Source organism: Roseovarius sp. MBR-6, from assembly GCF_040547525.1.
Classification (GTDB): domain Bacteria; phylum Pseudomonadota; class Alphaproteobacteria; order Rhodobacterales; family Rhodobacteraceae; genus Roseovarius.
In genome coordinates this window covers 71,243-97,795 of the sequence record NZ_JBEPPW010000011.1, presented here as the reverse complement: position 1 = coordinate 97,795, position 26,553 = coordinate 71,243, and the positions used below count along the sequence as shown (strand labels likewise).

Here is a 26,553-nt window from a genome sequence, read left to right as displayed (position 1 = left end):
ATGAGGAAGATGCAGATGAAGATGATGCGACTGGCGGGCGTGGCGCTTGGTGCCGGCCTTTGCTTTGCCACCGGAGCGGTGGCACAGGACGCGGGGGCGGGCGCGGCTGTCGCGATCGAGTTGAATGCGGTGAAGTCCAATGAGGGCAGTTGCACGCTGAGTTTTCTGGTGACCAACGGACATGCCGGACCGATCGAAAAGGCGGTGTATGAAACCGTGCTGTTCGACAGCGCCGGTCAGGTGGAGCGGCTGACCCTGTTCGATTTCGGCGCGCTGCCGTCCGGTCGCCCCCGGGTGCGTCAGTTCACCATCACGGGTGTCACCTGCGACGGCCTGAGCCGCGTCCTGATCAACGGGGCCAACACCTGTCAGGCCCCGGATCTGGCCGCGAACGCCTGCGAGGCGGGGCTGATCCTCGGGACGCGCACCGGGATCGAGGTGATCGGATGACACAGGTTCTTGAAGGCCTGCGTCGGGTCGCCGATCTCGGCGGGCCGGTCGTGATGATCCTGCTGGCGGTCTCGGTCGTGACCCTGGCGACCATCCTCTACAAGCTATGGCAGTTTTTCGCGGTCGGGGTGGGGCGGCACCGGGCCCTGAAAGAGGCCGTCAACGCCTGGGACCGGGGCGACCGGAGCGCCGCCCTGCGCGCGCTCAGGCAATCCAGAAGCTACCTTGCGCCTGTGGTCGAGATGGCCTTTTCCTCGGAGCCGCAAGACGCCAAGCGGCTGGAGGCGGAAGCCGAGGTGCGCTTCGCCCGGCTGGAGGGCGGGTTTCGCCTGCTGGACAGCGTGGCACAGCTTGCCCCGCTTCTGGGGCTTTTCGGCACGGTTCTGGGCATGATCGACGCGTTCCAGTCGCTTCAGGAGGCCGGGGCGCAGGTCGATCCGTCGCTTCTGGCGGGCGGTATCTGGGTGGCGCTGCTGACCACGGCGGCGGGCCTTGCGGTGGCAATGCCCACGGCCATGGTGCTCAGTTGGTTCGAGGGGCGCATGGATGCCGAGCGCGTGACTGCCGAACGGGCGATTGCCGCCGTCCTGCACCCGCAGGGTCAGCGTGGGGCCGACCGACAAGCCGCGATGGAGCCCGCCCATGCGTAGGCAGGCCCGGCGGCGGCGCCTGTCCATGACATCGTTGATCGATGTCATTTTCCTCTTGCTGCTGTTTTTCATGCTGTCCTCGACCTTCTCGCGCTTTGCCGAGGTGGAGTTGTCCTCCGCCAATGCGGGCGGTGCCGACAAGGCCGACGTGCGGCGGAGCTTTCTTCAACTGGGGCAGGAGAGCCTGCGCGTGAACGGTCAGGAGGTCGGGCTGGGGGCCCTGAAGGACCAATTCGCCGACATGGCCCCCGACGCGGACGGCTTGCAGGTGATCGTCAGCCTGGCTGTCGATGTGACGGCGCAGAGGCTGACCGATGTTCTTGTCATCCTGCGCGGCATTGACCGGCTCAGCATCAGCGTGTTGGGGTCGTGATGCGCAGACCCAGACATCGCTCGCGGATCGAGCCCACGATTGCCCTGATCAATGTGGTTTTCCTGATGCTGGTCTTTTTCATGGTCGCAAGCACCATTGCGCCGCCGATGGACCGGGATCTGAGGCTCGTGAGCACGTCCGATCTCGATGGCCGTGCGCCGCCCGATACGCTTGTCGTGCACCCCGACGGCCGGCTGACCTATCGGGGCGCGCCCGTCGCCTCGGCGCAGGCCTTCCACGCCGCACGCCCCGAGGAAGAGCGCGACGTGGTGCGGATCGTGCCCGACAAGGCCTTGTCTGCGATCACCCTGGTCGATCTGGCACGCGACCTGCGCGCGTCAGGGGCCTCGCGCGTCATGATCGTCACCGAACGCGGGCTGGACTGATCCCCGTCAGGTGCGGCAGGTTTGCGCGCAACTGACAAGACATGCGGCGGTCAGAACCATTGGCCCGGTTCCATCAGCCCCAGATCGAGCAATTGCCGGGAATGCCACTCGAACGGCACGGAATTGTGCCATTTGAAACTGTGGATATCGAAGGTGGAGCCGGGATTGCGCTTGAGCGCCTTGGCGGTGCGGAACGAGACCAGCGCAGCGGTCAGGTTGTTGTGCCATTGGCAGGCATAGGTGTTGTATTCCTCGTCCGAGAACGTGTCATCGTCGCGCAGGCGCAGCCCCGGTGCGGCCCGGAAAAGGGCGATGCGGTCGATCTTGCGCCGGTGTGCGGGGATATGTTCCTCGTAGCGCCAGCGCAGCCCGCCGAAGAAATCAAGCTGCCGCTCGCGGGGGTGGTTGTGGTTGGCCGGATCGGGACGGCCAAGCGCATAGTAGCCCGAGCGGTCCATATGCGCCTCTTCGAGGCAGACCGCGTTGCGGTGGCGGTCAAGGTCGGGGGCGTAGAGGTCGATCACGTAGGTGAGCATCGCGGCGCGCCGTTCCTCTGTGTGAAAGGCCAGCAATTCGCCCACGGTGCGCGTCTCGCAGAACGGGTAGAACAGGTATTCGGCGTTGTAGCAGTAATAGAGCCAGAGGCCGGGGGCCTTGTCGATCACGGCGTTGACCGCCTCGGTGACCGTGCCGCCCGCCGCAAGATCGTGGCGGATGCGGGTTAGTCTCGGATCCCCGGCCACATCCGGGGCCACGTCGAAAACGTCCGGCGCAAGGAACAGCACCGATTTGAACCCCAGGTCGAGGTGGTGGCGCAGCGTCGAGTCAAGCTCGGTCGTGTCCTCCGCAAAGACCATGGCCACCGGTCCCTTGGCGAGCGCCGTGCCGGGTTGCGCGAGAAACGCGGTGAGCGTCGGTGCCGTCATGTGATCCGTCCTGACCGGTTTGCCGCAGAATCGCCAATCCCGGCGGGCATTGCAAGAGGGGGCGGGCGTGATGTAGGAACGCGACCTGAACCCAAGGCCGGGAGGCGGGCGCATGGCGGCTCCGAAGAAGCTTTATATCAAGACCTATGGCTGTCAGATGAACGTCTATGACAGCGAGCGCATGGCCGAGGCCATGGGCGGCGCGGGCTATGTGGAAACAACGGATCCGGCGGATGCCGACATGATCCTGCTGAACACGTGCCATATCCGCGAGAAGGCCGCCGAGAAGGTCTATTCGGAACTGGGCCGGTTCCGCGCGCTGAAGGACGAAAAGCCCGATCTGAAAATCGGCGTCGCGGGGTGCGTGGCGCAGGCGGAGGGGGCGGAAATCATGCGCCGCCAGCCGCTCGTGGATCTGGTGGTGGGGCCGCAAAGCTATCACCGCCTGCCGCAGATGGAGGCGCGGCTGCGCGCGGGGGAAAAGGCGCTCGACACCGATTTCCCGCTGGAGGACAAGTTCGACACCCTGCGCCACCGACCAAAGGCCGCGCGCGGCCCGACCGCGTTCCTGACCGTGCAGGAGGGCTGTGACAAGTTCTGCGCCTTCTGCGTGGTGCCCTATACCCGCGGGGCCGAGGTGAGCCGCCCGGCCGCGCGCGTGCTGGAAGAGGCGCGCGATCTGGTGGAACGGGGCGTGCGCGAGATCACCCTGCTGGGGCAGAATGTGAATGCTTATCACGGGGCGGGCGAGGGGGGCGACTGGAGCCTCGCGCGGCTCATCTGGGCCTTGAATGACATCGACGGGCTGGAGCGCATCCGCTTCACCACCAGTCACCCCAATGACATGAGCGATGACCTGATCGAGGCGCATGGCACATGCCCCAAGCTCATGCCCTATCTGCATCTGCCGGTGCAGTCCGGTTCTGATCGCATCCTGAAACGGATGAACCGCAAGCACACCGCCGAGGGCTATCTGCGGCTGATCGAGCGCATCCGCGCGGCGCGGCCCGATATCCTCATTTCGGGCGATTTCATCGTGGGCTTCCCCGAAGAGACCGAGGCCGATTTCCAGGCCACGCTCGATCTGATCGAGGCCGTGGGCTACGGGCAGGCGTTCTCGTTCAAATATTCCACCCGCCCCGGCACCCCGGCGGCGGAGCGCGCGCAGGTGGATGAGGCCGAGAAATCCGAGCGGCTGCACCGGTTGCAGGCGCTGATCACCCGCCAGCAACGCGCCATTCAGGATGCGATGGTGGGGCGTCGCGTGGGGGTCCTTTTCGAAAAGCCGGGTCGGATGCCGGGGCAGATGGTGGGCAAATCCGACCATCTGCACGCAGTGCATGTGACAGGCGGAAACCTGAACGTGGGTGATCTGATGCAGGTGGAAATTGTCGAGAGCGGGCCAAACTCGCTTGGCGGCCGAATCCCCGCCGCCTGAGACGGCCAATTGGGGCAAATTTGCGGCGCGCTAGAGATTGTTTCCTCTCTCGCCACAATATCTGGTGGAATTTGCTTCACTTCGAAGGCAAATTTGTTAAACTTGGCCTGCATTTGATATAACGATGATCCGAAAGGGAATATCGTTCAAGAAGTGGGGGACGGGGATAGTGACTAAGAAACGGTCTGATATTCTGCACAGTCTTGTCGGCGCGGCTGTCATCGGGGCGCTTGCGCTTTCGGCGGTTGCCAGCACGGCGCAGGCGCAGGAGCAGCGGCAACGCACCGTGGTGGGTGAGCGCTATATCCCGACGATCTGGATCGATCCGGACGGCTGTGAACACTGGGTCATGGATGACGGGGCCGAAGGCTACATGAGCCCGCATGTCACCCGTCAGGGCATTCCGGTCTGCCGCGAGGTGAACCTGTGCGGGGTGGTCAATACCGACCAGCTTTTTGCCACCGACAGCGCGCGGATCAGCCCCTCGGGACAACAGCGGTTGCGAGAGTTCTTCCAGTCTGCCGGGGCCGTGTCCTATACCATCGTCGGACATACCGACAGCCGCGCCTCGGATGAATACAACATGGGCCTGTCGCTGCGCCGCGCAAATGCCGTGGCGTCGGTCGCGCGCAGCACCGGTGCCAGCATCTCGGACGTGCGCGGCTACGGTGAGCGGATGCCCAGAGCGACGAACAATACCGCCGCGGGCATGGCGGAAAACCGCCGTGTCGAAATCATGTGCTGGCGCTGAGGGGTCCCTGCTATGAGCATTGTCAAAATCGTTTTTGCCCTGCCCGTTGTCGGGCTTCTGGCGGCCTGCACAGGTGGGCACGGCACCGTCGGTCCCGACAAGAGCCTCGACCGGGGCACCGACCGCAAGCACCTGAGCCAGCTTCGGGCCGGTATCTGGGTCGATCCCAACGGGTGCGATCACTGGATCATCGATGACGGGGTCGAGGGATATCTTTCGGCACGGATGGACCGCTACGGCAAGCCGGTCTGCTCGGGCATCGCCCCGCCCACTGTGGCGACCGGGCCGTTCAAGAAGGGCAGCCGGATCGCCGATACGCTCTGAGAATGGCATGGCGAGGGATGACGAGAACGGGGCGCAGGCGCGCCCCGTTCTTTTTCCGCTCCCACGCTTGCGCCGCGCGGCGCATATTGGCACTGTGGGACAGACATCCGACTCTGGGAGATTTGTTTGGGAACCAGCGCACCGCCCCCCGCCCCCGACATGACCGCGATGCATCAGGCTGCGGTCGAGTTTCCCGATAACAAGCTCCTGATCGACCTGTGCGGCGAATATGACCGCAACCTTGCCGAGATCGAGCGCGTCCTGGCGGTTCAGATCGTGCGGCGTGGCAATCAGCTTGCGGTGCTGGGTGAGGACGGCGCGGTTCAGGCGGCGGTGGCGGTTCTGGAGGCGCTTTATGCGCGGCTCGAGGCCGGCAAATCGGTGGAGCGCGGCGATGTGGACCGTGAATTGCGCATGGGCGGAGGTGAGGACACAGGCACCCTTGACGGTGATCAGCTTGAGATGTTTCGCGGCTCCTCGGTCGAGATCAAGACACGCAAGAAGCTCGTGGAGCCGCGCACCGAGGCGCAGAAAGCCTATGTCAAATCGCTCTTCGCGCATGAACTGGCCTTTGGCATCGGGCCTGCGGGCACCGGCAAGACCTATCTGGCCGTGGCGGTCGGCGTGAACATGTTCATCGAGGGCCATGTCGACCGGATCATCCTCAGCCGTCCGGCGGTGGAGGCGGGCGAGAAACTGGGCTATCTGCCCGGCGACATGAAGGACAAGGTCGATCCCTACATGCAGCCGCTCTATGATGCCCTGAACGATTTCCTGCCCGGCAAGCAGGTGCAGAAGCTGATCGAGGAAAAGCGCATCGAGATCGCGCCCCTGGCCTTCATGCGCGGGCGCACGCTGGCCAATGCCTTTGTCGTGCTCGACGAGGCGCAGAACGCGACATCCATGCAGATGAAGATGTTTCTCACCCGTCTGGGCGAAGGCTCGCGCATGGTCATCACCGGCGACCGCACGCAGATTGATTTGCCGCGCGGGGTGCCCTCGGGGCTGGCGGATGCCGAGCGGCTTTTGACGCATATCCCGCAGATCAGTTTCAATTATTTCACCGCGAAGGACGTTGTGCGCCACCCGCTGGTGGCCGCGATCATCGAGGCATATGAGGCGGATGGCTAGGCCATGCCCGTCGAGGTGATGATCGAGGACGAACGCTGGCGGGCGGCGGGGCTGGAGGCGCTGGCGGCGCGCGCGGCAGAGGCGACACTGGCGCATCTGGGTCTGGTGCCCGGCGACTGGGAAATCAGCCTTCTGGCCTGCGATGACACCCGCATTGCCACGCTCAACGCCGAGTTCCGGGGCAAGCCCGCGCCCACCAATGTATTGAGTTGGCCCGCCGAGGATCTGTCGCCCGCGCGCGCAGGCGACAGACCTGTGCCGCCGGAGCCGGGGGAGGATGGCTTTCTCGGTGATATTGCCATATCCCATGACACCTGCGCGCGTGAAGCGGCGGAGGCGGGATGTCCATTCGCCGATCATGTCACGCATCTGACCGTTCACGCGGTGCTGCATCTGCTGGGCTATGACCACATCCGTGACCCGGATGCCACGCTGATGGAGGCAACCGAGGTGGCGATACTTGGCAAACTGGGTGTTCGTGACCCATATTAGCACATGATGGGGCAGGACCCCGGCACCTGAGAAGAGATGGATGGGCGAGAGTAGCGACGGATCTCCTACTGCGGCGCAACGCGCGCAGCCGGAGGACATGACCGGGACCGAGGAAACGGGCGGGTTTTTCCGCCGGGTTTTCGGCATCTTCAACCCGCAGGATGACAGCGAGGACGGGGCGGGCACGTTTGGCAGCCCCGTGCCCGGCATGGGCAATCTGCGCGACATGGCCGTGGAGGATGTGGCCATCCCCACCGCCGAGATTGTCGCCGTTCCGGTCGATATCGGGATCGACGATCTGGTGCAGGTGTTCCGCGAGAGCGGCATGACGCGCCTGCCGGTCTACGAGGGCACCCTCGATTCGCCGCTTGGCATGATCCACCTCAAGGATTTCGCGCTCAAGCACGGGTTCAACGGCAAGGGGGCGGGTTTTGCGCTGCGCAAGATGTTGCGACCGCTGCTGTTTGTGCCCCCGTCCATGCCCATCGGGGTTCTGTTGCAGAAAATGCAGGCAGAGCGGCGGCATATGGCGCTGGTGATCGACGAATATGGCGGGGTGGACGGGCTTGTGACCATCGAGGACCTGATCGAACAAGTGGTGGGCCAGATCGAGGACGAGCACGACACCGACGAGGATGCGCTCTGGACCGAGGAGGCGCCGGGCTGTTACGTGGCGCTGGCGCGCACGCCGCTCGATCAGTTCGAGGCCGAGATCGGCCTGTCGCTGACAGAAGCCGACGAGGTGGACGAGGAAGAAATCGACACGCTGGGCGGGCTGGTCTTCATGCTGCTGGGGCGGGTGCCGGTGCGCGGCGAGGTGATCGAGCATCCCGCCGGGCCGACCATCGAGGTGGTCGAGGCCGATCCGCGCCGCATCAAGCGTGTGCGTGTGCGGCTCAAGGCCCCGGCGCATGGCTGAGGCGGTGCTGGCGCGGGCAGCGCGCTGGTCCTGGCCGGGACGCCTGACGCTCTACTGGGGTTTGGGGGCGCTGGCGGCGCTTGGGCAGGCCCCGTGGGGCCTTTGGCCGCTGACGGTTGTCGGGATGGCTGCTTTTTACGGACTTTACCGGCGGGCGCAGGGTTGGCGCGGGGCGGCGGTGCTTGGCTGGATGGTGGGCACGGGGCATTTCCTGCTGGCGCTGCACTGGATCACCGAGCCGTTCATGGTCGATGCCGCGCGCCATGGCTGGATGGCGCCGTTCGCGCTTCTGGGGCTGGCAGCGGGCATGGCGCTTTTCTGGGGGGCGGGGCTGGCCCTCGCCCGCGCCTTGGGCGGAGGAGCGGCAGGTTTCGTGGCCGGACTGGGTCTGGCCGAGATAGCGCGCGGCTGGCTTTTCACAGGGTTTCCCTGGGCGCAGGCGGGTCACGCGCTGATCGACACGCCGCTGTTGCACTGGGCGTCGTATCTGGGCGCGCCGGGGCTGCTCGTGCTCGTTCTGGGGGCGGGGGTTGCGCTCTGGCACGTGGTGGCGGGGCAACGGGGGCGCGGCGCGCTGGCGCTTGGCGGGCTGGCCGCGCTCTGGCCGTTGGGGGCCGCGCTCACGCCTGAAGCGGGGGCAGAGGCGGGCGCGCGGGTGGTGCGCCTCATCCAGCCCAATGCCGCGCAGCACGAGAAATGGGACCCCGACAAGGTTCAGCTTTTCTTTGACCGCCAACGCGCCTTTACGGCGGCGGGCGCTGTGCCCGATCTGGTGGTCTGGCCGGAAACGGCGGTGCCGGTCTGGCTCGAGAACGCGGGCGAGACGCTTGAGGCGGTGGCGGCCTCTGCGCGGGGCGCGCCGGTGGTGCTGGGGATCCAACGCTCGGAAGGGCGGCGGGTTTTCAACTCACTGGCGGTGATCGAGCCCGGTGGCGTGGTCAGCGAAGTCTACGACAAGCACCATCTCGTGCCCTTTGGCGAGTTCATGCCTTTCGGGGATTTTCTCGGCAGTCTGGGTATCTACGGTCTCGCGTCGAATGAGGGGCAGGGCTATTCCTCGGGTCCGGGCGCGCGGCTTCTCGATCTCGGGCCGCTTGGGCGGGCGCTGCCGCTCATTTGCTACGAAAGCGTGTTCGCGCGCGATCTGCGGGCAGCGCCGGGGCGGGCGGATATGATCCTGCTCATAACCAACGATGCCTGGTTCGGGAAGGTTTCCGGGCCGTATCAACACCTTGCCCAGGCGCGTTTGCGCAGCGCCGAAATGGGCCTGCCGATGATCCGGGTCGCCAATACCGGCGTTTCGGCGATGATCGACGCGACCGGCAAGCTTACCGAGTGGATCCCGCTGGGAGAGGCGGGCTGGCGCGACGCAGCCCTGCCGCCGCCTTTGCCCGAGACGGTCTATGCGCGGCTTGGGGACGCTCCGATGCTGGTTTTCCATGTTCTTTTGCTGGCATTGTCACTCTGGCGCAACAGGCGGCGCGCGCGCACAGTTGGCGATTGACGCGCGGGGTGCGTGGGCGTATCGAGCGCCAATCCCGTCACAACGGCTTCCTGGCGTGACGGATGTATCCAACGGAGCGTTTTCATGGCACGACAGAACTATCTTTTCACCTCCGAATCCGTTTCGGAGGGGCACCCGGACAAGGTCTGTGACCGGATTTCGGATGCGGTCCTCGACGCATTTCTGAGCGAAGAGGCCAATGCGCGGGTCGCCTGCGAGACGTTCGCCACCACCAATTGCGTGGTGGTGGGCGGCGAGGTCGGGCTGTCCGACAAGTCGCGCCTTGCGGAATTCATGGGCCGGATCGACGGGATCGTGCGGGAGTGCGTTCGTGACATCGGCTATGAACAGAAAGAATTTCACTGGAATACCTTGCAGTTGCACAACATGCTTCATCCTCAGTCGGCGCATATCGCCCAAGGGGTGGACCGCGACGGGGCGGGCGATCAGGGGATCATGTTCGGCTATGCGGTCGATGAGACGCCCGAACTCATGCCCGCGCCGATCCTCTATGCCCACGCCATTCTCAAGCGGTTGGCCGAGGTGAGAAAATCGGGTATCGAAAAGACGTTGGGACCCGATGCCAAATCACAGCTGACGCTGCGCTACGAGGGTGGCAAGCCGGTCGAGGTGACGCAACTCGTGCTCTCGACGCAACACTCGGACGAGGCGCAGACGAGCGACGACATCCGCGCCATCGTCGAGCCGTATATTCGGGAAGTGTTGCCGAAAGAATGGCTTACGGAGCATACCGAATGGCATGTGAACCCGACGGGGACTTTTGTCATCGGCGGACCGGACGGCGATGCGGGCCTCACGGGGCGCAAGATCATCGTAGACACATATGGTGGCGCGGCCCCGCATGGCGGCGGCGCGTTTTCGGGCAAGGATCCGACAAAGGTCGACCGATCAGCGGCTTACGCGGCACGCTATCTCGCCAAGAACGTGGTGGCGGCGGGGCTGGCGCAACGTTGCACGCTTCAGGTCAGCTATGCGATCGGCGTGGCCAAGCCGCTCTCGATCTATGTGGATACGCACGGGACCGGGCAAGTGGATGAATCCGCGATTGAAAAAGCGGTGGCCGACTGCATGGACCTGACCCCGCGCGGCATTCGCGAGCATCTGGACCTCAACAAACCGATCTACGCGCGCACCGCCGCCTATGGCCATTTCGGGCGCGCGCCGGAGGCCGATGGCGGGTTTTCGTGGGAGCGGACCGATCTTGTCGAAGCTTTGAAAAAAGCCGTCTGATCAAGGTTTTGGCGCGCGAACTTCGCGCGCCACTTTAGGTATCATGAGTGATCGCAAGCACCCCACCGGCGCGCCCTGGCGCAATTTTCACGGGCGGTTCAAGGGCAAGACCCTGAAGCCACGCCAAGCGGCGTGGCTGGACGAGGACCTCTGTGCGCTCTCGCCCGGTGCGGTTGATTGGGACGTCAATCCCGACCGAAATCCCATTGATCTGAAAGAGTATTTCGGAGACCGGGAGATATGGCTCGAGATCGGGTTCGGCGGTGGCGAGCATATGGTGCATCAGGCCGTGACCAACCCCGATGTGGGGATCATCGGCTGCGAACCCTACATCAACGGGGTGGCGATGCTCCTCGGCAAGATCCGGGCCTCGGGGGCGAAAAACATAGCGGTTTATCCCGGCGATGTCCGCAACATGTTCGATGTCCTGCCCGAGGGATCGATCTCGCGCAGCTTTCTGCTCTACCCGGATCCATGGCCGAAAAAGCGCCATCACAAGCGGCGTTTCGTCACCGGGGGTTATTTGACTCCGCTTTCCAGGATCATGAAAAAAAGAGGTATTCTTCGGGTGGCCACGGATATTCCCGACTATGTGCGCCAGACCCTCGAAGAGGTGCCGCGCCACGGGTTCGAATGGCTGGCAGAGGGGCCTGCCGATTGGCGCGCTCCGTGGAGTGACTGGATTTCAACGCGCTATGAGCAAAAAGCCCTGCAAGAGGGCCGCGCGCCGCAGTACCTGACCTTCCGCAAAACCTGAGACTGGCGGGCGCGTCACGCTGCCAGCTTGTCTCCAAGCCGTCCCAGCATGTCGAGACAGTGCTGCAACTGGTCGAGCGCCACGTATTCGTCGGGCTTGTGCGCCTGGTCGATGGAGCCGGGGCCGCAGACCACCGCCGACATGCCGTAGCTCTGGAAAAGCCCCGCCTCGGTGCCGAAGGGCACGAGATCGGCCCCGTTCGCGCCGGTGAGTTCCAGCAGGATATCGCGGGCCTCGTTGAGGGTGGTCGGCTCCAGCCCGTCCACTTCGCCGATCACCTCGGTCACAATCTCGGCTTCGGGGCAGATGGCGCGCATCCGCGGCAGCAGCATTTCCTCGCAATAGCGGCGCAGGTCCTCCTTGACGAACGCCGCATCAACAGCCTGCACCGGGCGCATTTCCCATTCCACGGCGGCGTTGGAGGCGATGACGTTATGGGCCACGCCCCCCTTGAGCGAGCCGGTGTTGATCGTGGTCCAGGGCGGATCGAACCGGCTGCTGGCGGGCGCACGGGCGCGCAGCGCCTCGGCCAGTTCCAGCAAGCGGTTGACATAGCGCACCGCGTATTCGACCGCGTTCACGCCCCGGTCGGGGGCAGAGCCGTGGCCCGCCTGACCGTGAAACCGGGTGGTGTATTCATAGCAGCCCTTGTGCCCCTCGATCACGCGCATCATGGTCGGCTCGCCGATGATCGCCACGCCGGGGCGCAGGCCACGGGCGCGCAGGCTCTCGACCAGGGCCTGCGCGCCGAAACAGCCCACTTCCTCGTCATAGGTGAAGGCAAAATGGACGGGGCGCGCGCGCACCTTCTCGGCGAAGAGCGGGGCCATGGCCACGGCGGCGGCGATGAAGCCCTTCATGTCGCAGGTGCCGCGCCCGTAGAGCCGCCCGCCCTCCTCGGCCAGCTCGAACGGGTGGGTGGCCCAGTCCTGTTCGGCCACCGGCACCACGTCGGAATGACCCGAGAGCACGATACCGCCATCCACCTCGGGGCCGATGGTGGCGAAGAGGTTGGCCTTGTGGCCGATCTCGTCGTGAAAGATATCGACCCGCGCGCCGCAGCTTTCGAGCCGGTGCGCAAGATAGGCGATCATGTCGAGATTGCTGACCTCCGAGATGGTCGGGAAGGCGATGAGGTCGCGCAGGAGCGAGACGGTATCGGCAAGATGCGTGCGCATGGACCCTCGGGACATTGATGACTGTCGCAGAGTGGAAAGCCGGGGCGGCCACGTCAAGAGGCGCGCGCGGCACCCTGTTGCAAAATGGACTCAGGTTAGCGGCCCTGGCGGCACCAAACGACAACCAGAGCGCGAAAAACGCGAAAATGGTTCAGACGACGAACAAAACTCTGGCGAGATCGGGCAAATATGGCTATTTTGAGCCCACATAAAAAGCGCGAAATTGCGCGTGTATCTGAGGCAAGAGTGGTGGTGTCATGAAGGCGATTGATTATGTCGTCCGCACAAATGCGGGCATTTCAAGCCATGGTTCGGTTCCGGGGCAGGACGGTGTGACCGTCATTCCCGCCGGGAGCGGCCAGGAAATTTCCCTGAATCTTCGGCAGACGGAAATCGGTGGCTACAGCCGCGATGGCCAGAACCTCGTGATTTCGCTCTCGGACGGGCGGATCGTGGTGCTGGAGGGGTATTATGGTGCGGGCGGGCAGGCGGAGAGCCGGCTTTTCATCAGCGCCGACGGCTATCTCAACGAGGTGACGCTGATCGAGGGGGTCGATGGGGCCGTCTATGCGCAGTATGGACCGACGGCGCAATGGGGCAAGTGGAGCCCTGATGACGAGCTGATTTTCCTTGGCGGCAGCGATGTGGCGGCGGTGACATCGGATCAGGACGTGTCGATGCTGGGCGCGGCGCTCCTGGGCGGGGGCGGTCTCTTGGGGGCCGGTGCGGCGGGGGCCGCGGGCCTTGGGGCGGCGGCGCTGGTTGGCGGCGGCGGTGGCGGCGGCGGCGGCGGCGGGCGTGAGCGGATCGAGCCGTCGGTGAATGAGCCGGGGCCGATCGTCATCGGCGGTGACGAGGTTGTTGACCCTTCGGTCACGATCACCGGGCGGGCCGAGCCCGACTCCGAGGTTGTGGTGACGGTCGGCGACCGTGAGGTGACGGTGGCGGCCGATGAGAATGGCGACTGGGTTGCGGAGTTTTCGGGCGGAAATTTCCCGTCCGACGGGCTGCATGATGTCACGGTGATTGTGACCGAGCCGGACGGCCGCGAGACGGTGCTCGATGGCCCGGCGGTGGAGATCGACCTGACCCCGCCTGCGGTCAGCGTGGATGAGGGGACGGCGGCGAGCGGACATGTCGTCAATCTGGTGGATCACGGCGATGGCGTCGAGATCGGCGGCACCGGCGAGGCGGGTGCCGCGATCACCGTGGTCATCGAGGGCGCGCGCGCCGAGACGGTGGTGGGGGCCGATGGCCGCTGGCAGGTGGTGTTCGACCCCGCCGACGTGCCGGGAGGCGAGCGTGACGTCTCGGTCGAGGTCACGGCGCGCGACAGTTTCGGCAACTCCACGGTGGTGACCGAACAAGTGATCATCGACACGGTGCCGCACCCGATCACGATCAACGGTGGCGCGGTCGGTGGCGATGGCGTGGTGAATTTCACCGAGGCCGCAGGCGGGGTGTCGGTCACCGGCACATCGACGCCGGGCGCGGTGGTGACGGTCCGCGTCGAGGGCGTGGCGCGTGAGGTCACGACCGGCGCGGATGGCACCTGGACGGCGATCTACGAGGCGGGCAGCCTGCCTGCGGGCGAGTATCTTGCCACGGTGACGGCGCATACGGTCGATGCCGCCGGAAACGAGAGCAGCACAAGCGGCAGTTTCAACGTCGATACGCTGGTCAACCGCTTCGAGATGGTTGGCAATCCGGGTGGTGCGGATGCCGTGATCAACGCCGCCGAGCAGCCCGAGGGCTTTGTCATGTCGGGCCGGGTGGAGCCGGGATCGAACGTGGTGGTGAGCTTTGCGGGGTCGCAGGTGACTGCCGTGGTGAGCGCCGATGGCACCTGGACGGCGACGTTCGGGGCGGGCCAGATCCCGCTTGGCACCTATGGCGGCGAGGTGGTCGCGGTGGCGACCGACGCGGCCGGCAACGTCAGCGAGTTGCGGCAGGCGGTGTCGGTGGATACCGACCCCAATGCGCTTGGCCTCAACGCGGGCGCGGTCGGCGGCGACGGGGTCGTGAACCTTGCCGAGACGGGCGGCTCTGTGGCCGTGACCGGCACCTCCGAACCGGGGGCGGTGGTCGAGGTGAGCTTTGCAGGGATGACCCGCACGGTGGTCACCGATGACGCGGGCAACTGGACCGCCGGTTTCGACGGTAGCCGGATCGCGCGGGGCGAATATGATGCGCCGGTTCGGGCCATGACCGTGGACGCGGCAGGCAACCGCAGCGAGGTCAATGGCACGGTGCGGATCGATACCGAGGTGCGCGATTTCACCTTGCAAGGCACGCCGGGTGGCGCGGACGGCGTGATCAACGCCGCCGAACAGGGCGGCGGCTTTACGCTCAACGGGCGGGTCGAGCCGGGATCGAGCGTGGTGGTGAGCTTTGCCGGATCGCAGGTCAATGCCGTGGTGAGTGCCGATGGCACCTGGAGCGCCACGTTCACCGGCGCGCAGATCCCCGGCGGCACCTATGGCCAGGATGCGGTTGCGGTGGCCACGGACGCGGCGGGCAACACGTCCGAGTTGCGCCTGCCGATCCTCGTGGATACCGAAGCCGGGCATCTCACGCTCAACGCCGCCTCGATCGGCGGGGACGGGGTGATCAACGCCGCCGAAGCGGATGCGGGCGTGCGCGTCACCGGCGAGGCCGATCCGGGCGCGCGTGTCATCGTAAGCCTGGACGGGGTGGAGCATACGGTCATCGCCGATGGCGCGGGCCGGTGGCAGAGCACCTATGCCAGCGGCGAGATCACACGCGGCACCCATGATCCGGTCGTGACTGCGCGCACCGTCGATGCGGCGGGCAACGAGGCGCGGGTCGAGGGCACGGCGCACGTCGATACGGTGGTCGAGAACCTGAGCCTGCGTGATCTCAATATCGCCATCGGGGCGGATGGGCGCGACGTGATCAACAACGACATCGCCACCGGCGGTTTCAACGTGACCGGCACCATAGAGCCCGGCAGCCGGGTGTTCATCACCATCGACGGGGTGCGCCATGAGGCCGTTGTCGATGCGGCGGGCAACTGGACCGCGCGGTTCGGGCCGGGTGAAATCGCGTCGGGCGAGCGGGTGGCGGGCCTTCTGGTGGAGGTCACGGACCGCGCGGGCAACACCGCGACGCTGAGCGATACGGTGCAGGTCGATACGCTGGTGAACCGGCTTGACCATGCCGGGCCGGTGACAGCGGATAATGTCGTGAACCTCTCCGAGGCGGCATCGGGTCTGACGCTCACGGGGCGCGTGGAGGCGGGATCGACCGCACAGGTCGCGGTCTTTGGCGGGCTCTATGATGCGGTGGTGGATGGTGTCGGCAACTGGTCATTGGTGGTGCCCGCGGGCGAGGTGCCGGTGACCGAGGGCTCGGTCGGGATGGTCGTGACCGCGACCGACTGGGCCGGGAATACGGCGGTGATCAATGACGGGTTCACGCTCGACATGATCGCGCCGGACACGCCGGGGATCGTTGGTTATTTCCGGCAGGGCAACGGCTATCGCAATGCCACGGTCGAGACCGGCGATGACGCGATTTCCATCCACCGGGTCGATGCGGGCGGGGCGGTGAACGAGCTTGACCTTGGCGTGCAGGACAACCCGTTCACCGGCGAGACGGATTATTTCTTTCTCGACGGTGCCGGGCGGCCGCAGGCCATCCCGGACGGCTCGCAGCTTGTGGTGACGGCGACGGATGCTGGGGGCAACGCCGCCTCGACCTATGTGGTGCTTGATGAGACCGCGACGCAGGTGGTCAATGTCGCCAACCCCAATCTGGGCGCGTTCAATATCGAGACCATCGACCTTCGGTTCGGGGATCAGGCGCAATTGACCCTGACCGAGGCGCAGATCCGGGCGCTGTCGGAGAATGGCGATACCGTGCTGGTGCAGGGCGGGGCGGATGACCGCGTGACGATCACCGGCGCGCAGGCGCAGGGCGCGACCACGGTGGATGGCCAGAGCTTTGACATCTACACGCTGGGCAACGATGCCACGGTGGTTGTGGACAGCGACATCCAGGTTGTCACCTGAGACGATACCGGGGCGCGCCGTGCGGATGGGCGGCGCGCCTCCAATGACAGGCCCGAAGCGGTCAGGGGGCAGGGTATGGTGAGGGTTGCAAGAGGTCTGGCGGCGGCGGGCACATGCCTGATGCTGGCGGGCTGTCTTGGGGCAGGCAGCGGCGGTGGCGCGGAGGTCTCGCGCTTTGGTGCGGGCCCGGACAGCGTGCGCGCCCTGCAAGGCGAGGCCTCACCGCTCATCAACGATCTGCGGGCACGGCGCTCGGCCTTGCCCGAGGGCGGCAGTTTCCACGAGGTGGCGCGCGCGGTGCTCGACGGCTACAGCCGCAGCGCCGAATCCGATCTCCTGAGCGCGCGCCTGCGTGCCGAGGCCGCATCCAAGAACTGGCTGCCCAGGATCGGGCCCAATATCAGCCTCACCAGCCTGAGCGACGTGGTGGGCCAGCTCATTATCGAGCAGGTCCTTTTTGACAATGGACGCAAGAAGGCCGAGCGCGCCTTTGCCGCCGCGGATGTGGAGGTGGCGGCGGTGACGCTGTCGCAGGATGTGAACAACCGTGTTCTGTCGGGCCTCACGCTGTATCTCGAGGCCGAGCAGGCACGCGAGCGCCGCGCGCTTGAGGCGCAGACGCTTGAGGATATGGCGCATTTCGAATGGATCATGTCCGAGCGCGTCAAGGGCGGCGTGTCGGATGTCTCGGACCTGACGGTGCTGCGCACGCGGCTGGCCGAGATCCGCGAGGTGATGGCCGCGCAAGCCGAGGCCGAGCGCACGGCGCTGGCCGAACTGGCGGCGATGGCGGCGCGGCCCATGGACGGGGTGCGCGGGCTGAGCGAGGTGCGCGTGGCCGAGGGGCCGGTTGCGCTGTCGGTCCTGCGCGCCGAGGCCGAGGCCGAGCGCGATGTGGCCGAAGCGATGGTGGCGCGGGCGGGGTTCCTGCCCGGCGTGGTCGCGGGCGGCACGGTGGGCGGCGGCAGCACGGATTTCGCGGTGCGGCTGCGCACCGAACAGCTTTGGGGCCTCGGCACCGGCGCGGAGTTGCGCGCGCTCGAGGCCGAAAAGGAGGCCGCCACGCGGCGGAGCGCGCAGGCCGCAGAGGACAGCGACCGGGTGGTGCGGCGTCTGGATGCGCGGCTTGACGCGCTGACGCGGCAGGCCATCGAGGCGGGCGCGTTGCGCGATCAGGCGCGCGCCAACCTGGACCTCTTCCAGCGGCAATATGACGGCGGGCAGCGGCAGGTGATGGATGTGGTCGGCGTTTATGAAACCTTTGCCGAGCGGCAGGCGCGGGCGCTGGCGCTGAAATACGAACTGGCGCGCGCGCGGCTGGAGCTTGCGGCGCATCTGGGGGTTCTGGCGGACGGGAGCCGGATGTGACCGACGCGCCCGCCAATCTGAGCGTGATGCCGGGGGGCGGCGCGGGCAGGCCCCTCGCCACGCCCGGGGGCGGGCGGCTCGGGGCGCGCGTGCGCCTGGCAAGCGCGCACGTGACCCTTCTGGGGCAGCGCGCTGTCGAGGTCGATCTGCGCGAGGCCATGGCCGGGATTGACCCCGCGCCCGAGGCGCTGGCGGCGGGGCTGCGCGCGGCGGGGCTGAGCGTGCACGAAACGCGTGTCGCGGCCCCGGCACCGGACCTGTGGCCCGCGCTGGCCGAGATGACCGGCGGGCGGCTGGTTCTGGTGCTGGAACAGGCGCGCGGGATCGTCACGGTCCACGAGCCGGAGGCACCTGATGCCCGCGCGGAGGTGCCCGAGGCCGAATTCAGGCGCCATTTCGCGGGCCGGGTGCTGCGGGCCGAGGCCCCGGCGGCCTCGCTCGATCTGCCTGACGCGCCGAAGCACTGGTTCTGGGGCGAGTTCGGCGCGCTCAGGCGCCATGTCGCGGAAATAGCTCTGGGGTCTTTCGTGGCCAATCTGCTGGCCGTGGCGGTCGCGCTCTTTGCGCTTCAGGTCTATGACCGGGTGATCCCGCACCAGTCGGAGGCGACGCTGTGGGTGCTGGCGGGCGGTGCCGCGCTGGCGCTGCTTTTCGAGGGCGCGCTCAAGACCGCGCGCGCGCAGATCCTTGACGGGGCCGGACGGCAGGTGGAATTGAACGTGCAGCGCCTGCTGATGGATCGCATCCTGGGGATGCGTTCGGAGCTGGCGGGCAAGGGGCCGTCGCAGCTCTTCAGCGCGATGCGCGAATTCGGTTCGGTGCGCGAGTTCTTTACCGCCGCCACCATCGGAACGCTGACCGATCTGCCCTTTGTGGTGCTGTTTTTGTTGCTGGTCGCCGGGATCGCGGGACCGGTGGTCTGGGTGTTGATTGCCGGCGCGGTCGTGATGGTGCTGCCGGGTCTGCTGATGCAGCGGCGAATGATGCGCCTGACCGAGGAGATGCAGGGCGCGGGCGTGCGCAGCGCGCGCCTTCTGCACGAGGCGGTGTTCGAGCTTGACACCCTCAAGACGCAGCGCGCCGAAGACCGGTTTCGCAGACTCTGGGCCGAGTTGACGGCGCTTCAGGCGCTGAAATCGAGCGAGCAGCGACGGCTGGGGTCGGCCCTGACGGCCTGGTCGCAGGGGATGCAACAGGCCACCTATATCGCGGCGGTGATCGCCGGGACCTATCTGGTCTTTGCCGGTCAGTTCACGGTCGGCACGCTGATTGCGGTGGGGATCCTGTCGGGGCGCACGCTGGGGCCGTTGACACAGCTTTCGGGCACGCTGGCGCGGTGGTCGAATGTGCGCACGGCGCTGACGGGTCTGGACCGGATCGCGCTGGCCGAGCAGGATCAGGCCGAGGGGCGCAGCTATCTGCGGCGCGCGCGGCTTGACGGGGGCTATCAGCTTCACGAGGTGCAGTTCAGCTATGAGGAGGGCGCGGCCCCGGTGCTCGATATCGCGGGGCTGGCGATCCAGCCCGGTCAGCGGGTGGCCGTGCTGGGCACCAACGGATCGGGCAAATCGACCTTTCTCAAGCTGCTGTCGGGGCTTTATGCGCCGACACGGGGGCGCATCCTGATCGACGGCACGGATATGGGTCAGATCGCCCCGCGCGACCTGCGTCGCGGCATCGGCTATCTGGGGCAGGATGTGCGGCTCTTCGCGGGCACATTGCGCGACAATCTCAACCTGACATTGATGGAGCGTGACGATGACCGGCTGATGGCCGCGCTCGATTTCGCGGGGTTGGGGCTCTTCGTGCGCGGCCATGCCAAGGGGCTTGATCTGGAGATCCTCGATGGCGGGCAGGGCCTGAGCCAGGGACAGAGGCAGTCGATCGGCTGGGCGCGGCTGTGGTTGCAGGATCCGCGCGTGTGCCTGCTCGACGAGCCGACGGCGGCGCTTGACCAGACGCTCGAGCGCACGCTGGTGAGCCGGCTCGAGACATGGCTGGAGGGGCGCACGGCGGTGATCGCCACGCACCGGATGCCGATCCTGAGCCTGACCACGCGGACGCTGATATTGCAGGCGGGGCGCATGGCGGTGGACGGGCCGCGCGATCAGGTTCTGGCGCATCTGGCGCAGGCGGGCGCAGGGGGGGCGAGATGAGCGACGCGGGCGGACAGACGCGCAGCGCCACCGGCATGATCGCCGATCTGAATGCGCGGATGGGGGGGCCGAGCCTGACCATCTGGCTTTGCGCGCTGGCGGTGTGGGCCTTTGTCCTCTGGGCGTCGCTTGCCTGGGTGGACGAGATCGTGCGTGCGCCGGGTGTGTTCATCTCGAACTCGCGGCCGCAGATCATCCAGAACCTCGAAGGCGGGATATTGGCCGAACTCCGGGTGCGCGAGGGCGATGTCGTCGAGCGCGGGCAGGTTCTGGCGCGGCTCCATGACACGCGGTTCATGACCGAGGTCGAGGACCTGCGCGCACAGATCGCGGGGCTGGAGGTGCGCCAGTTGCGGCTGGAGGCCGAGCTTGCGGGGCAATACGATGTAACGGTGCCTGCGGCCCTGGCCGCGCGGGTGCCCGAGATGGTGGCCTCGGAGCGCACGCTCCTGAAGGCGCGGCAGGAGGATTTCGTCCAGCGCAGTGAGGGGGCCAAGCGCGTGCTGGAACAGGCGGCGGAGGAAAAGCGCCTGCTGGAACGGCTGCTCGATCAGAAGATCGTGGCGCTGATCGAGGTGACGCGGGCGCGCAAATCCCATGCCGACGCCGCCAAACGCTATGAGGAGATCGTCACGCAGGCCGAGCTTGAGCGCGCCGAGGCCTATGCCGAGACGTTGCGCGAGCTGGCGACGCTGCGGCAGACCCTGCGCGCCAGTCAGGATCAGTTGGACCGCACGGTTCTGCTGAGCCCGATGCGCGGCGTGGTCAACACGGTAAAGATCACCACGATCGGCGGCGTGGTGCGGCCCGGCGAGGAGATATTGGAGATCATCCCGCTTGACGAGGCGCTGCATGTCGAGGCGCGCGTCGCCCCGCGCGACATCGCAAACATAAGGCGCGGTCAGGAGGCGACGATCAAGCTCACTGCCTATGATTACACGATCTGGGGCACGTTGAAGGGGCGGGTGGATTTCATCTCGGCGGACACGTTCAAGGATGAGCGCGCGCGCGACCCCGATGGCGATCCGCATTACAAGGTGACGCTGCGGGTGGACATGGACGCGCTCACCCCCCGGCAGGCGGGGATAGAGATCAGGCCGGGGATGCAGGCGGAGGCGGAATTGCACACCGGCGAAAAGACGGTCCTGCAATACCTGCTCAAGCCGCTTTACAAGAGCCAGCAGGCGCTGCGCGAACCTTGACGCCTTGGGGCCTTAAGCTTGCCGGATTCGCAGGCTAAGGTGCGCGCATGGACGGGTTTGCGACAGACAGCGGCACGAGGCGGCACGGGGGCGGATCATGAGCGTCGTTCGCCGCCGCCGCGTGTTCTATATCCCCGGCTATGACCCGATCCCGCCGCGCCGCTACCGCGAGCTTTACCGCAAGGAGGCCGCCGCGCAGGCACAGGTTTCGGGCCACGAGATCGCGCTTGCGCCCGCGCAGGGCAATGCGCGGTTCGGCTGGGAGGTGCGCGCGCGGATCGAGGGACTGCCGGTCGAGGCCCGCGTCGAGGTGCTGGTCTGGTCCGACATCGTCAAGGGCAGCATGGATCAGGGGATCCTGGCCACCTATCTGCAACTTTTGCGCACGGCGGCGGCCTATATCGGCACCGGCGCGCTCTTTCGGCTGATGCGGCTGCGCAAGGGGCCGGTGATTGCGGCGCTCTATCCGGTGGGATTCCTGCTTGTGCAACTGGGGCTGGCGCTCTTGGCCGCGTGGCTGGCGGGCCGCGCGCTGGCGCTCTGGCATCCGTGGGCGGCTTGGGCTGGTCTCATGGCCGTGCCGCTGGTGCTGGAGGGGTTCCGGCGGCTCGATGGCCGGTTCTTTGCCTGGTATCTCATGCACGACTACGCTTATTCCGCGCGCTATCTGGGGGCCAATCCGCCCGAGCTTGAGGCGCGGCTGGCCGCGTTCGGCGACGCCATCGCCGAGGCGCTCTCGGGCGAGAGCGACGAGGTGCTTCTGGTGGGGCATTCGTCGGGGGCGCATCTGGCGGTCTCGGTGCTGGCCGATCTCATTCGCGCGGGGCGCGTGCCCGACAAAGGCCCCGCGCTCGGCTTCCTGAGTCTCGGGCAGGTGGTGCCGATGGTCTCGTTCCTGCCGCGTGCCTGGCGGCTCCGGGCCGATCTGGAATTTCTGAGCACGCGCGACGAGGTGTTCTGGCTCGATGTGACCGCCCCCGGCGATGGCTGCGCCTTTGCGCTGTGCGATCCGGTGGCGGTGTCGGGCGTGGCCCCTGCGGGCAAACGCTGGCCGCTGGTCATCTCGGCGGCCTTCACCCGGACGCTGAGCGCGGAGCGGTGGCGCGCCTTGCGGTGGCGGTTCTTCCGGCTGCATTTCCAGTATCTGTGCGCCTTCGATCACCCCAACGGTTACGATTATTTCGCGGTCACGGCGGGGCCGCAGACGCTGGCCGCGCGGTTTGCGGGGCGCGCGCCCTCGCCTGCGCGGATCGAGCGGGCAGTGTCGGGCTATCGGAGCGTGGCGCCATGATCCCGCCCAAACCGCCCGCGCGCGCGGCGCGGGTGTCGCTCTGGCGTTACATGCGCCTCTTTCGGGACGATATCCTCTCGGCGCAGCCCGCACGCCTCTACCGGGCCTGGATGGCCGAGTTCCGCACGCCGTTCTTCCGCTCTTACCTCTGCAACGATCCGGCGCTGATTGATCTGGTGCTGAAGGAACGGCCCGGCGACTTTCCCAAGTCGGAACGGGTATCCGAGGGGTTGCGCCCGCTCCTGGGGCGGTCGGTTTTCGTCACCAACGGCGCGGAGTGGCGGCGGCAGCGGCGCATCATCGACCCGGCGTTCGAGGGCGGGCGGCTGCGCGACACCTTCCCGGCGATGGTCGCGGCGGGGCAGGGGGCGGTGGCGCGACTGGCGGGCCGCGCGGATGGCGCGCCGGTAGAGATCGAGGAACATACCAGCCACGCGGCGGCCGATGTGATCTTTCGCACGCTTTTTTCGCTCCCGATCGAGAACGCGACGGCGGCGCAGGTCTTTGCCGAGTTCAAGGCGCATCAGCGCACGCAGCCGGTGCTGAACCTTGCCGCCTTCGTGCCGCTGCCGCGCTGGTTTCCGCGCTTTCACCGGCGCAAGACGGTGGCGACGGCGCGGCGCATCCGCGCGCTGATCGAGGGGCTGGTGGCGCAGCGCATGGCCGAGATCGCGGCAGGGTGCGCGCCCGACGATCTGGCGACCAAGATCATGACCACGCCCGACCCCGAAACCGGCGCGCGGTTCGATACCGCCGAAATGGTCGATCAGGTGGCGATCTTCTTTCTGGCGGGGCATGAAACAAGTGCCTCCGCGCTCGCCTGGGCGCTCTATCTGCTGGCGCTTTTCCCCGATTGGCAGGAACGGGTGGCAGCGGAGGCCGAAGCCGTGTTCGGCCCGCGCGCGCCCGAGTTCGCCGATATGGGGCGGCTCAGGCGCGCGCGGGACGTGTTCCGCGAGACGTTGCGCCTCTATCCGCCGGTGCCGATGATGGTGCGCGAGGCGGCCTGCCGCGAACAGTTTCGCGGGCGCGACGTGGCGCGCGGCGCGCAGGTCGTGCTCAGCCCCTGGCACCTGCACCGGCACGAGCGGCTGTGGGAGCGGCCCGACGAGTTTGATCCGGCGCGCTACGCCACCGAGAACGGGCGGGACTGTCTGCGCCGCGCCTATATGCCGTTCTCGGCGGGGCCGCGCGTCTGCACCGGGGCGGGGTTTGCCATGATCGAGGGGCCGCTTTTGCTGGCGATGCTGGTGCGCGGCTTCCGGTTCGAGGTGGTCAAGGGTCGTCCGGCGATGCCGGTGGCGCATCTGACGGTGCGCGGGCGCGACGGGATATGGTTGTCGATTTCGCCGCGCTGACCCCTAGCCAAGCGGGCGGGATGCCCCTATATTCCCAGTGTTCCCGGCAACGGGGACTATGGACATAAACGCGCTCGTAATACGCGGATCGGACCCGGGGGCGGTACCCGGCGACTCCACCAGACATCCTTCATTTGGGGATCATGGGGTCGAAACAGGATCGACGAACGTCTAAAGGGGTTATGCTTTGTCCCGGTGAGGTACCACCGTTATCGGTCCGAAACGTACAGTTGCAAATGACAACCGTGCTCCGGTGGCCGTTGCTGCGTAAGCAGTAACCAAACCGAAAACTGAAGCCCTTGCCTCTAGCAAGGTAAGGCGGGGTTCGCAGGCACCTGGCAACAGAAGCCTGCACTTTCATTTGCGACCGACAAGTGACTGAATCGCTGTAATCTTTTGCTTTTCATATTCCCAGATCGCTACCTGCGCTTGGCCGATTTGTTCGCGCAGTCGCTTTCGCGGGTAACGCGGCCGTGGGGCAAGGCAACGCATTGCACATCGCTGCTTTCCGTCATCTCCCGACACTTGTATAGGCCGGGAACCCGGCCGCTATCGCATCTGCTTCATTGGTATATGTTACGCAAGTCCGCCATTTTTGGCGATACCATTGCGCCCGCGCCGACAAGCGCGGGGACAATCGTCAGGGCAGGCGCTTCTCGCATGTCGTCCGTGTTTGGCTTGAAGGTCACGCGGAGAATGAGAATCCGTTTTCCGTTCACGGTGCCGCCACACAAGTCCATGATTTTATCGAGCATGCGCCGCTTGACGGCGTCATTGACCAGCATGACCGTCTCGGTGATGCGCATCGGCATTCCGTGCTCTTGTCCGATGCGCGCAAGTGCGGACGTGTCTTTTGGAAAGCAGGACCCGCCGTATCCCGGACCTGCATGAAGAAACTTGTTTCCGATGCGTCCGTCCATCCCCATGACCGTCGTCTCGACTATGCGGCAAGACTTGGCTTCCCCGTGCCACCACGCTTGCCCGATCTCCTCCATCTCCCGAACGCGGGCTATATCCGCCTGACGCGTGGCTCCGCCGTGCTGATCGCCGATCTGGCCCGGATCGGGCCGGACTATCTGCCCGGCCATGCCCATGCCGACCCCCTTTGTTTTGAGCTGTCCCTGCATGGGGGGCGGGTGTATGAAGATCGATGAGGTCGCCAAAGGTCTGGAGGCGGGAGACGGACGACTTGTTCGGCGCCAGCCCCTGATCCACCCGGGTCTCCGCTCGGGCAGGGCCCAGCGATGGGCGTCGTCGCGGCTTCGGGCCGTCTCGCTCGCGTGAGCCACCCTTTCGTCTGATCTGGACCAAGGTCAGGCACCGGAGGGGAGCGTGGGTAGATGGAGGCCATTTTCGTGTGCGGCTCATGTGTGCAATGAGTCGTGAGACGGGGCAAATTCGGGGATATTGGGGCGTAGTCCAGCGTAGCAGCATCTGCCGCCAACAGTTTGAAGATACAAAAAATGCAAATAAATCAACATGCAAGATTGTCTGCGGCGCCCATGATGGACTGGACCGACCGGCATTGCCGGTATCTGCACCGCCTGCTCAGCCGTCACACCCTTCTCTATACCGAGATGGTCACCGCGCCCGCGCTGGTGCGGGGCGGGGCGGTGCATTTGCTCGATCACAGCCCCGAGGAGCACCCCGTGGCGCTGCAACTGGGCGGGTCGGACCCGGAGGAACTGGCGCGGGCCGCTCGGCTGGGGGCGGAGGCGGGCTATGCCGAGATCAACCTCAATTGCGGCTGCCCCAGCGACCGGGTGCAGTCGGGCACCTTCGGCGCCGTGCTCATGCGCACGCCCGATCTGGTGGCCGAGTGCTGTGCCGCGATGATCGCGGCGCAACCGCGCGAGGTCACGGTCAAGTGCCGCATCGGCGTTGACGAGCAGGACCCGGAGGCGGTCTTGCCGGAGTTTCTCGCGCGGATCGTGGCGGCGGGGGTGACGCGGGTGATCATCCATGCGCGCAAGGCCTGGCTGGACGGGCTCAGCCCGAAGGACAACCGCGAAATCCCGCCGCTCGATTACGGGTTGGTGCAGCGGATGAAGATGTTTTTTCCGAACCTGCATATCTCGATCAATGGGGGTATTACCTCGCTTGACGCGGCCGAGGCGCTCTTGGCCTCGGGGCTTGACGGGGTCATGGTGGGGCGCGCGGCCTATCATCAGCCTGCCGATATCCTGTGCGCCGCCGACCGGCGGATATTCGGCGCGCCGGGGCCGGATGCGACGCCCGAGGGCGCGGTGCGCGCGATGCTGCCCTATATCGAGGCGCATCTTGTGGCGGGCGGGCGGCTCCACCAGATCACGCGGCACATGCTGGGCCTCTTTGCGGGCCGTCCCGGGGCGCGGGGCTGGCGGCGGATGCTATCGGAGGGGGCGGTGCGGCCCGGCGCGGGGCCGGAACTCGTTGAGGCAGCGCTGGGGCAGGTGGCGCGCGCGGCGGCGTGAGTTTAGTGTTCGACACCTGACAGGTGTTGCCCAATGATGATCCGGCCTGCCATGCTGCGCAATCTGGTGCGGGCGGCGTCATGAACGGCCTGACAGGAACGTTGAGGGAGCCGCGCGGTGCCCGACCGCGGGTGGGCGCTGCACCGGTCTTGGTGGGCGCT

The 26,553-nt window shown here is 66.4% G+C and carries 23 protein-coding genes, 1 other RNA gene, 1 pseudogene and 1 riboswitch; of the genes and pseudogenes, 22 read left to right on the top strand and 3 right to left on the bottom strand.

The genetic code is table 11. The annotated features are described in order from the left end of the window. The first annotated feature begins 15 nt into the window (after positions 1-15). From ABIE57_RS13985 to ABIE57_RS13970, 4 genes are read left to right on the top strand one after another with little or no spacing between them, the layout of a single operon-like run. Entirely contained in the window at positions 16-450 is a 435-nt protein-coding gene (locus ABIE57_RS13985; RefSeq protein WP_354539642.1) for a hypothetical protein, read from the top strand. Next, on the top strand, positions 447-1,100 hold the full coding sequence (locus tag ABIE57_RS13980) for a MotA/TolQ/ExbB proton channel family protein (RefSeq protein ID WP_354539641.1): 654 nt from the start codon (positions 447-449) through the stop codon (positions 1,098-1,100). Before ABIE57_RS13985 ends, ABIE57_RS13980 begins: the two co-directional genes overlap by 4 nt. Further along, positions 1,093-1,473: a biopolymer transporter ExbD gene (locus tag ABIE57_RS13975; protein WP_354539640.1), complete on the top strand. Its 381-nt coding sequence runs from the start codon at positions 1,093-1,095 to the stop codon at positions 1,471-1,473. The genes ABIE57_RS13980 and ABIE57_RS13975 overlap by 8 nt, the downstream gene beginning before the upstream one ends. Next, a complete protein-coding gene (locus tag ABIE57_RS13970; protein ID WP_354539639.1) occupies positions 1,473-1,859 on the top strand; it encodes an ExbD/TolR family protein in 387 nt (128 codons plus the stop codon). The genes ABIE57_RS13975 and ABIE57_RS13970 overlap by 1 nt, the downstream gene beginning before the upstream one ends. Before the next feature lie 50 nt (positions 1,860-1,909). Here the strand turns inward: ABIE57_RS13970 and ABIE57_RS13965 are convergent, their stop codons facing one another. Continuing rightward, a complete protein-coding gene (locus tag ABIE57_RS13965; protein WP_354539638.1) occupies positions 1,910-2,785 on the bottom strand; it encodes a glycosyltransferase family protein in 876 nt (291 codons plus the stop codon). 112 nt (positions 2,786-2,897) lie between these two features. On the opposite strand from ABIE57_RS13965, the gene miaB reads away from it, so the two are divergent. The 9 genes from miaB (at position 2,898) to trmB (ending at position 11,352) form a co-directional block, all read left to right on the top strand. After that, positions 2,898-4,223: a tRNA (N6-isopentenyl adenosine(37)-C2)-methylthiotransferase MiaB gene (miaB, locus tag ABIE57_RS13960; protein ID WP_354539637.1), complete on the top strand. Its 1,326-nt coding sequence runs from the start codon at positions 2,898-2,900 to the stop codon at positions 4,221-4,223. Between the two features lie 169 nt (positions 4,224-4,392). Then, positions 4,393-4,974, top strand: a complete 582-nt coding sequence (locus tag ABIE57_RS13955; protein WP_454281979.1) for an OmpA family protein — start codon at positions 4,393-4,395, stop codon at positions 4,972-4,974. 12 nt (positions 4,975-4,986) lie between these two features. Next, positions 4,987-5,298, top strand: a complete 312-nt coding sequence (locus tag ABIE57_RS13950; RefSeq protein ID WP_354539636.1) for a hypothetical protein — start codon at positions 4,987-4,989, stop codon at positions 5,296-5,298. Positions 5,299-5,457: 159 nt separating this feature from the next. Continuing rightward, positions 5,458-6,429 carry a PhoH family protein gene (locus ABIE57_RS13945; protein WP_354539635.1) on the top strand — a complete coding sequence of 324 codons (972 nt, stop codon included), beginning with the start codon at positions 5,458-5,460 and terminating at the stop codon, positions 6,427-6,429. 3 nt (positions 6,430-6,432) lie between these two features. Next, positions 6,433-6,921 (top strand): rRNA maturation RNase YbeY, encoded by a 489-nt coding sequence (ybeY, locus tag ABIE57_RS13940; protein WP_354539634.1) that lies wholly within the window; start codon positions 6,433-6,435, stop codon positions 6,919-6,921. 40 nt (positions 6,922-6,961) lie between these two features. Beyond that, positions 6,962-7,840: a hemolysin family protein gene (locus tag ABIE57_RS13935; protein ID WP_354539633.1), complete on the top strand. Its 879-nt coding sequence runs from the start codon at positions 6,962-6,964 to the stop codon at positions 7,838-7,840. Then, positions 7,833-9,344: an apolipoprotein N-acyltransferase gene (gene lnt, locus ABIE57_RS13930; protein WP_354539632.1), complete on the top strand. Its 1,512-nt coding sequence runs from the start codon at positions 7,833-7,835 to the stop codon at positions 9,342-9,344. Before ABIE57_RS13935 ends, lnt begins: the two co-directional genes overlap by 8 nt. Positions 9,345-9,375: 31 nt before the next feature. Beyond that, positions 9,376-9,423: riboswitch (SAM-SAH riboswitch) on the top strand. Positions 9,424-9,428: 5 nt separating this feature from the next. Further along, positions 9,429-10,595 (top strand): methionine adenosyltransferase, encoded by a 1,167-nt coding sequence (gene metK, locus ABIE57_RS13925; RefSeq protein WP_354539631.1) that lies wholly within the window; start codon positions 9,429-9,431, stop codon positions 10,593-10,595. Positions 10,596-10,638: 43 nt separating this feature from the next. Continuing rightward, a complete protein-coding gene (gene trmB / locus ABIE57_RS13920; RefSeq protein WP_354539630.1) occupies positions 10,639-11,352 on the top strand; it encodes a tRNA (guanine(46)-N(7))-methyltransferase TrmB in 714 nt (237 codons plus the stop codon). 14 nt (positions 11,353-11,366) lie between these two features. Here trmB and argE read toward each other — a convergent pair whose 3' ends face one another. Continuing rightward, the gene (gene argE, locus ABIE57_RS13915) at positions 11,367-12,530 is read right to left on the bottom strand and encodes an acetylornithine deacetylase (protein WP_354539629.1); all 1,164 of its coding nucleotides are present in this window, start codon (positions 12,528-12,530) and stop codon (positions 11,367-11,369) included. A 257-nt stretch (positions 12,531-12,787) separates the two neighbouring features. Here argE and ABIE57_RS13910 point away from each other — a divergent pair, with 257 nt between their 5' ends. The 7 genes from ABIE57_RS13910 to ssrA all read left to right on the top strand — a co-directional run bounded on the left by ABIE57_RS13910 (position 12,788) and on the right by ssrA (position 24,295). Beyond that, positions 12,788-16,564 carry an Ig-like domain-containing protein gene (locus ABIE57_RS13910; RefSeq protein ID WP_354539628.1) on the top strand — a complete coding sequence of 1,259 codons (3,777 nt, stop codon included), beginning with the start codon at positions 12,788-12,790 and terminating at the stop codon, positions 16,562-16,564. A 75-nt stretch (positions 16,565-16,639) separates the two neighbouring features. Beyond that, positions 16,640-17,932, top strand: coding sequence for a TolC family protein (locus ABIE57_RS13905; protein WP_354539627.1), 1,293 nt, complete (start codon positions 16,640-16,642; stop codon positions 17,930-17,932). 26 nt (positions 17,933-17,958) lie between these two features. Beyond that, positions 17,959-20,088, top strand: a complete 2,130-nt coding sequence (locus ABIE57_RS13900) for an ATP-binding cassette domain-containing protein (RefSeq protein WP_354539681.1) — start codon at positions 17,959-17,961, stop codon at positions 20,086-20,088. Continuing rightward, entirely contained in the window at positions 20,085-21,290 is a 1,206-nt protein-coding gene (locus tag ABIE57_RS13895) for an HlyD family type I secretion periplasmic adaptor subunit (protein WP_354539626.1), read from the top strand. Before ABIE57_RS13900 ends, ABIE57_RS13895 begins: the two co-directional genes overlap by 4 nt. Positions 21,291-21,387: 97 nt before the next feature. Then, positions 21,388-22,581 carry a hypothetical protein gene (locus ABIE57_RS13890; RefSeq protein WP_354539625.1) on the top strand — a complete coding sequence of 398 codons (1,194 nt, stop codon included), beginning with the start codon at positions 21,388-21,390 and terminating at the stop codon, positions 22,579-22,581. Beyond that, positions 22,578-23,939 carry a cytochrome P450 gene (locus ABIE57_RS13885; RefSeq protein WP_354539624.1) on the top strand — a complete coding sequence of 454 codons (1,362 nt, stop codon included), beginning with the start codon at positions 22,578-22,580 and terminating at the stop codon, positions 23,937-23,939. The genes ABIE57_RS13890 and ABIE57_RS13885 overlap by 4 nt, the downstream gene beginning before the upstream one ends. Further along, positions 23,940-24,295: a transfer-messenger RNA gene (gene ssrA, locus ABIE57_RS13880) on the top strand. It begins immediately after the preceding gene. Positions 24,296-24,450: 155 nt separating this feature from the next. Here ssrA and ABIE57_RS13875 read toward each other — a convergent pair. Further along, positions 24,451-24,865, bottom strand: a pseudogene (locus tag ABIE57_RS13875) (UDP binding domain-containing protein); the annotation flags it as partial. Between ABIE57_RS13875 and ABIE57_RS13870 the strand changes: the two are divergent. Both ABIE57_RS13870 and dusA read left to right on the top strand, forming a co-directional pair. Continuing rightward, positions 24,827-25,093 (top strand): heparinase II/III domain-containing protein, encoded by a 267-nt coding sequence (locus ABIE57_RS13870; RefSeq protein ID WP_354539623.1) that lies wholly within the window; start codon positions 24,827-24,829, stop codon positions 25,091-25,093. The pseudogene ABIE57_RS13875 and the gene ABIE57_RS13870 overlap by 39 nt on opposite strands. Before the next feature lie 309 nt (positions 25,094-25,402). Beyond that, positions 25,403-26,392, top strand: a complete 990-nt coding sequence (gene dusA / locus ABIE57_RS13865) for a tRNA dihydrouridine(20/20a) synthase DusA (protein WP_354539622.1) — start codon at positions 25,403-25,405, stop codon at positions 26,390-26,392. Positions 26,393-26,553: the final 161 nt, after the last annotated feature.

What these genes read in the sequence shown, in the direction of transcription:
- ABIE57_RS13900 (WP_354539681.1), top strand. Translation starts at nt 17,959, where the DNA reads ATGCCGGGGGGCGGCGCGGGCAGGCCCCTCGCCACGCCCGGGGGCGGG.
- ABIE57_RS13985 (WP_354539642.1), top strand. Translation starts at nt 16, where the DNA reads ATGAAGATGATGCGACTGGCGGGCGTGGCGCTTGGTGCCGGCCTTTGC.
- ABIE57_RS13935 (WP_354539633.1), top strand. Translation starts at nt 6,962, where the DNA reads ATGGGCGAGAGTAGCGACGGATCTCCTACTGCGGCGCAACGCGCGCAG.
- lnt (WP_354539632.1), top strand. Translation starts at nt 7,833, where the DNA reads ATGGCTGAGGCGGTGCTGGCGCGGGCAGCGCGCTGGTCCTGGCCGGGA.
- argE (WP_354539629.1), bottom strand. Translation starts at nt 12,530, where the DNA reads ATGCGCACGCATCTTGCCGATACCGTCTCGCTCCTGCGCGACCTCATC.
- ABIE57_RS13970 (WP_354539639.1), top strand. Translation starts at nt 1,473, where the DNA reads ATGCGCAGACCCAGACATCGCTCGCGGATCGAGCCCACGATTGCCCTG.
- metK (WP_354539631.1), top strand. Translation starts at nt 9,429, where the DNA reads ATGGCACGACAGAACTATCTTTTCACCTCCGAATCCGTTTCGGAGGGG.
- dusA (WP_354539622.1), top strand. Translation starts at nt 25,403, where the DNA reads ATGCAAATAAATCAACATGCAAGATTGTCTGCGGCGCCCATGATGGAC.
- ABIE57_RS13975 (WP_354539640.1), top strand. Translation starts at nt 1,093, where the DNA reads ATGCGTAGGCAGGCCCGGCGGCGGCGCCTGTCCATGACATCGTTGATC.
- ABIE57_RS13980 (WP_354539641.1), top strand. Translation starts at nt 447, where the DNA reads ATGACACAGGTTCTTGAAGGCCTGCGTCGGGTCGCCGATCTCGGCGGG.
- ABIE57_RS13895 (WP_354539626.1), top strand. Translation starts at nt 20,085, where the DNA reads ATGAGCGACGCGGGCGGACAGACGCGCAGCGCCACCGGCATGATCGCC.
- ABIE57_RS13950 (WP_354539636.1), top strand. Translation starts at nt 4,987, where the DNA reads ATGAGCATTGTCAAAATCGTTTTTGCCCTGCCCGTTGTCGGGCTTCTG.
- ABIE57_RS13885 (WP_354539624.1), top strand. Translation starts at nt 22,578, where the DNA reads ATGATCCCGCCCAAACCGCCCGCGCGCGCGGCGCGGGTGTCGCTCTGG.
- ybeY (WP_354539634.1), top strand. Translation starts at nt 6,433, where the DNA reads ATGCCCGTCGAGGTGATGATCGAGGACGAACGCTGGCGGGCGGCGGGG.
- ABIE57_RS13910 (WP_354539628.1), top strand. Translation starts at nt 12,788, where the DNA reads ATGAAGGCGATTGATTATGTCGTCCGCACAAATGCGGGCATTTCAAGC.
- miaB (WP_354539637.1), top strand. Translation starts at nt 2,898, where the DNA reads ATGGCGGCTCCGAAGAAGCTTTATATCAAGACCTATGGCTGTCAGATG.
- ABIE57_RS13945 (WP_354539635.1), top strand. Translation starts at nt 5,458, where the DNA reads ATGACCGCGATGCATCAGGCTGCGGTCGAGTTTCCCGATAACAAGCTC.
- ABIE57_RS13965 (WP_354539638.1), bottom strand. Translation starts at nt 2,785, where the DNA reads ATGACGGCACCGACGCTCACCGCGTTTCTCGCGCAACCCGGCACGGCG.
- ABIE57_RS13905 (WP_354539627.1), top strand. Translation starts at nt 16,640, where the DNA reads ATGGTGAGGGTTGCAAGAGGTCTGGCGGCGGCGGGCACATGCCTGATG.
- ABIE57_RS13890 (WP_354539625.1), top strand. Translation starts at nt 21,388, where the DNA reads ATGAGCGTCGTTCGCCGCCGCCGCGTGTTCTATATCCCCGGCTATGAC.
- ABIE57_RS13870 (WP_354539623.1), top strand. Translation starts at nt 24,827, where the DNA reads ATGAAGAAACTTGTTTCCGATGCGTCCGTCCATCCCCATGACCGTCGT.
- trmB (WP_354539630.1), top strand. Translation starts at nt 10,639, where the DNA reads ATGAGTGATCGCAAGCACCCCACCGGCGCGCCCTGGCGCAATTTTCAC.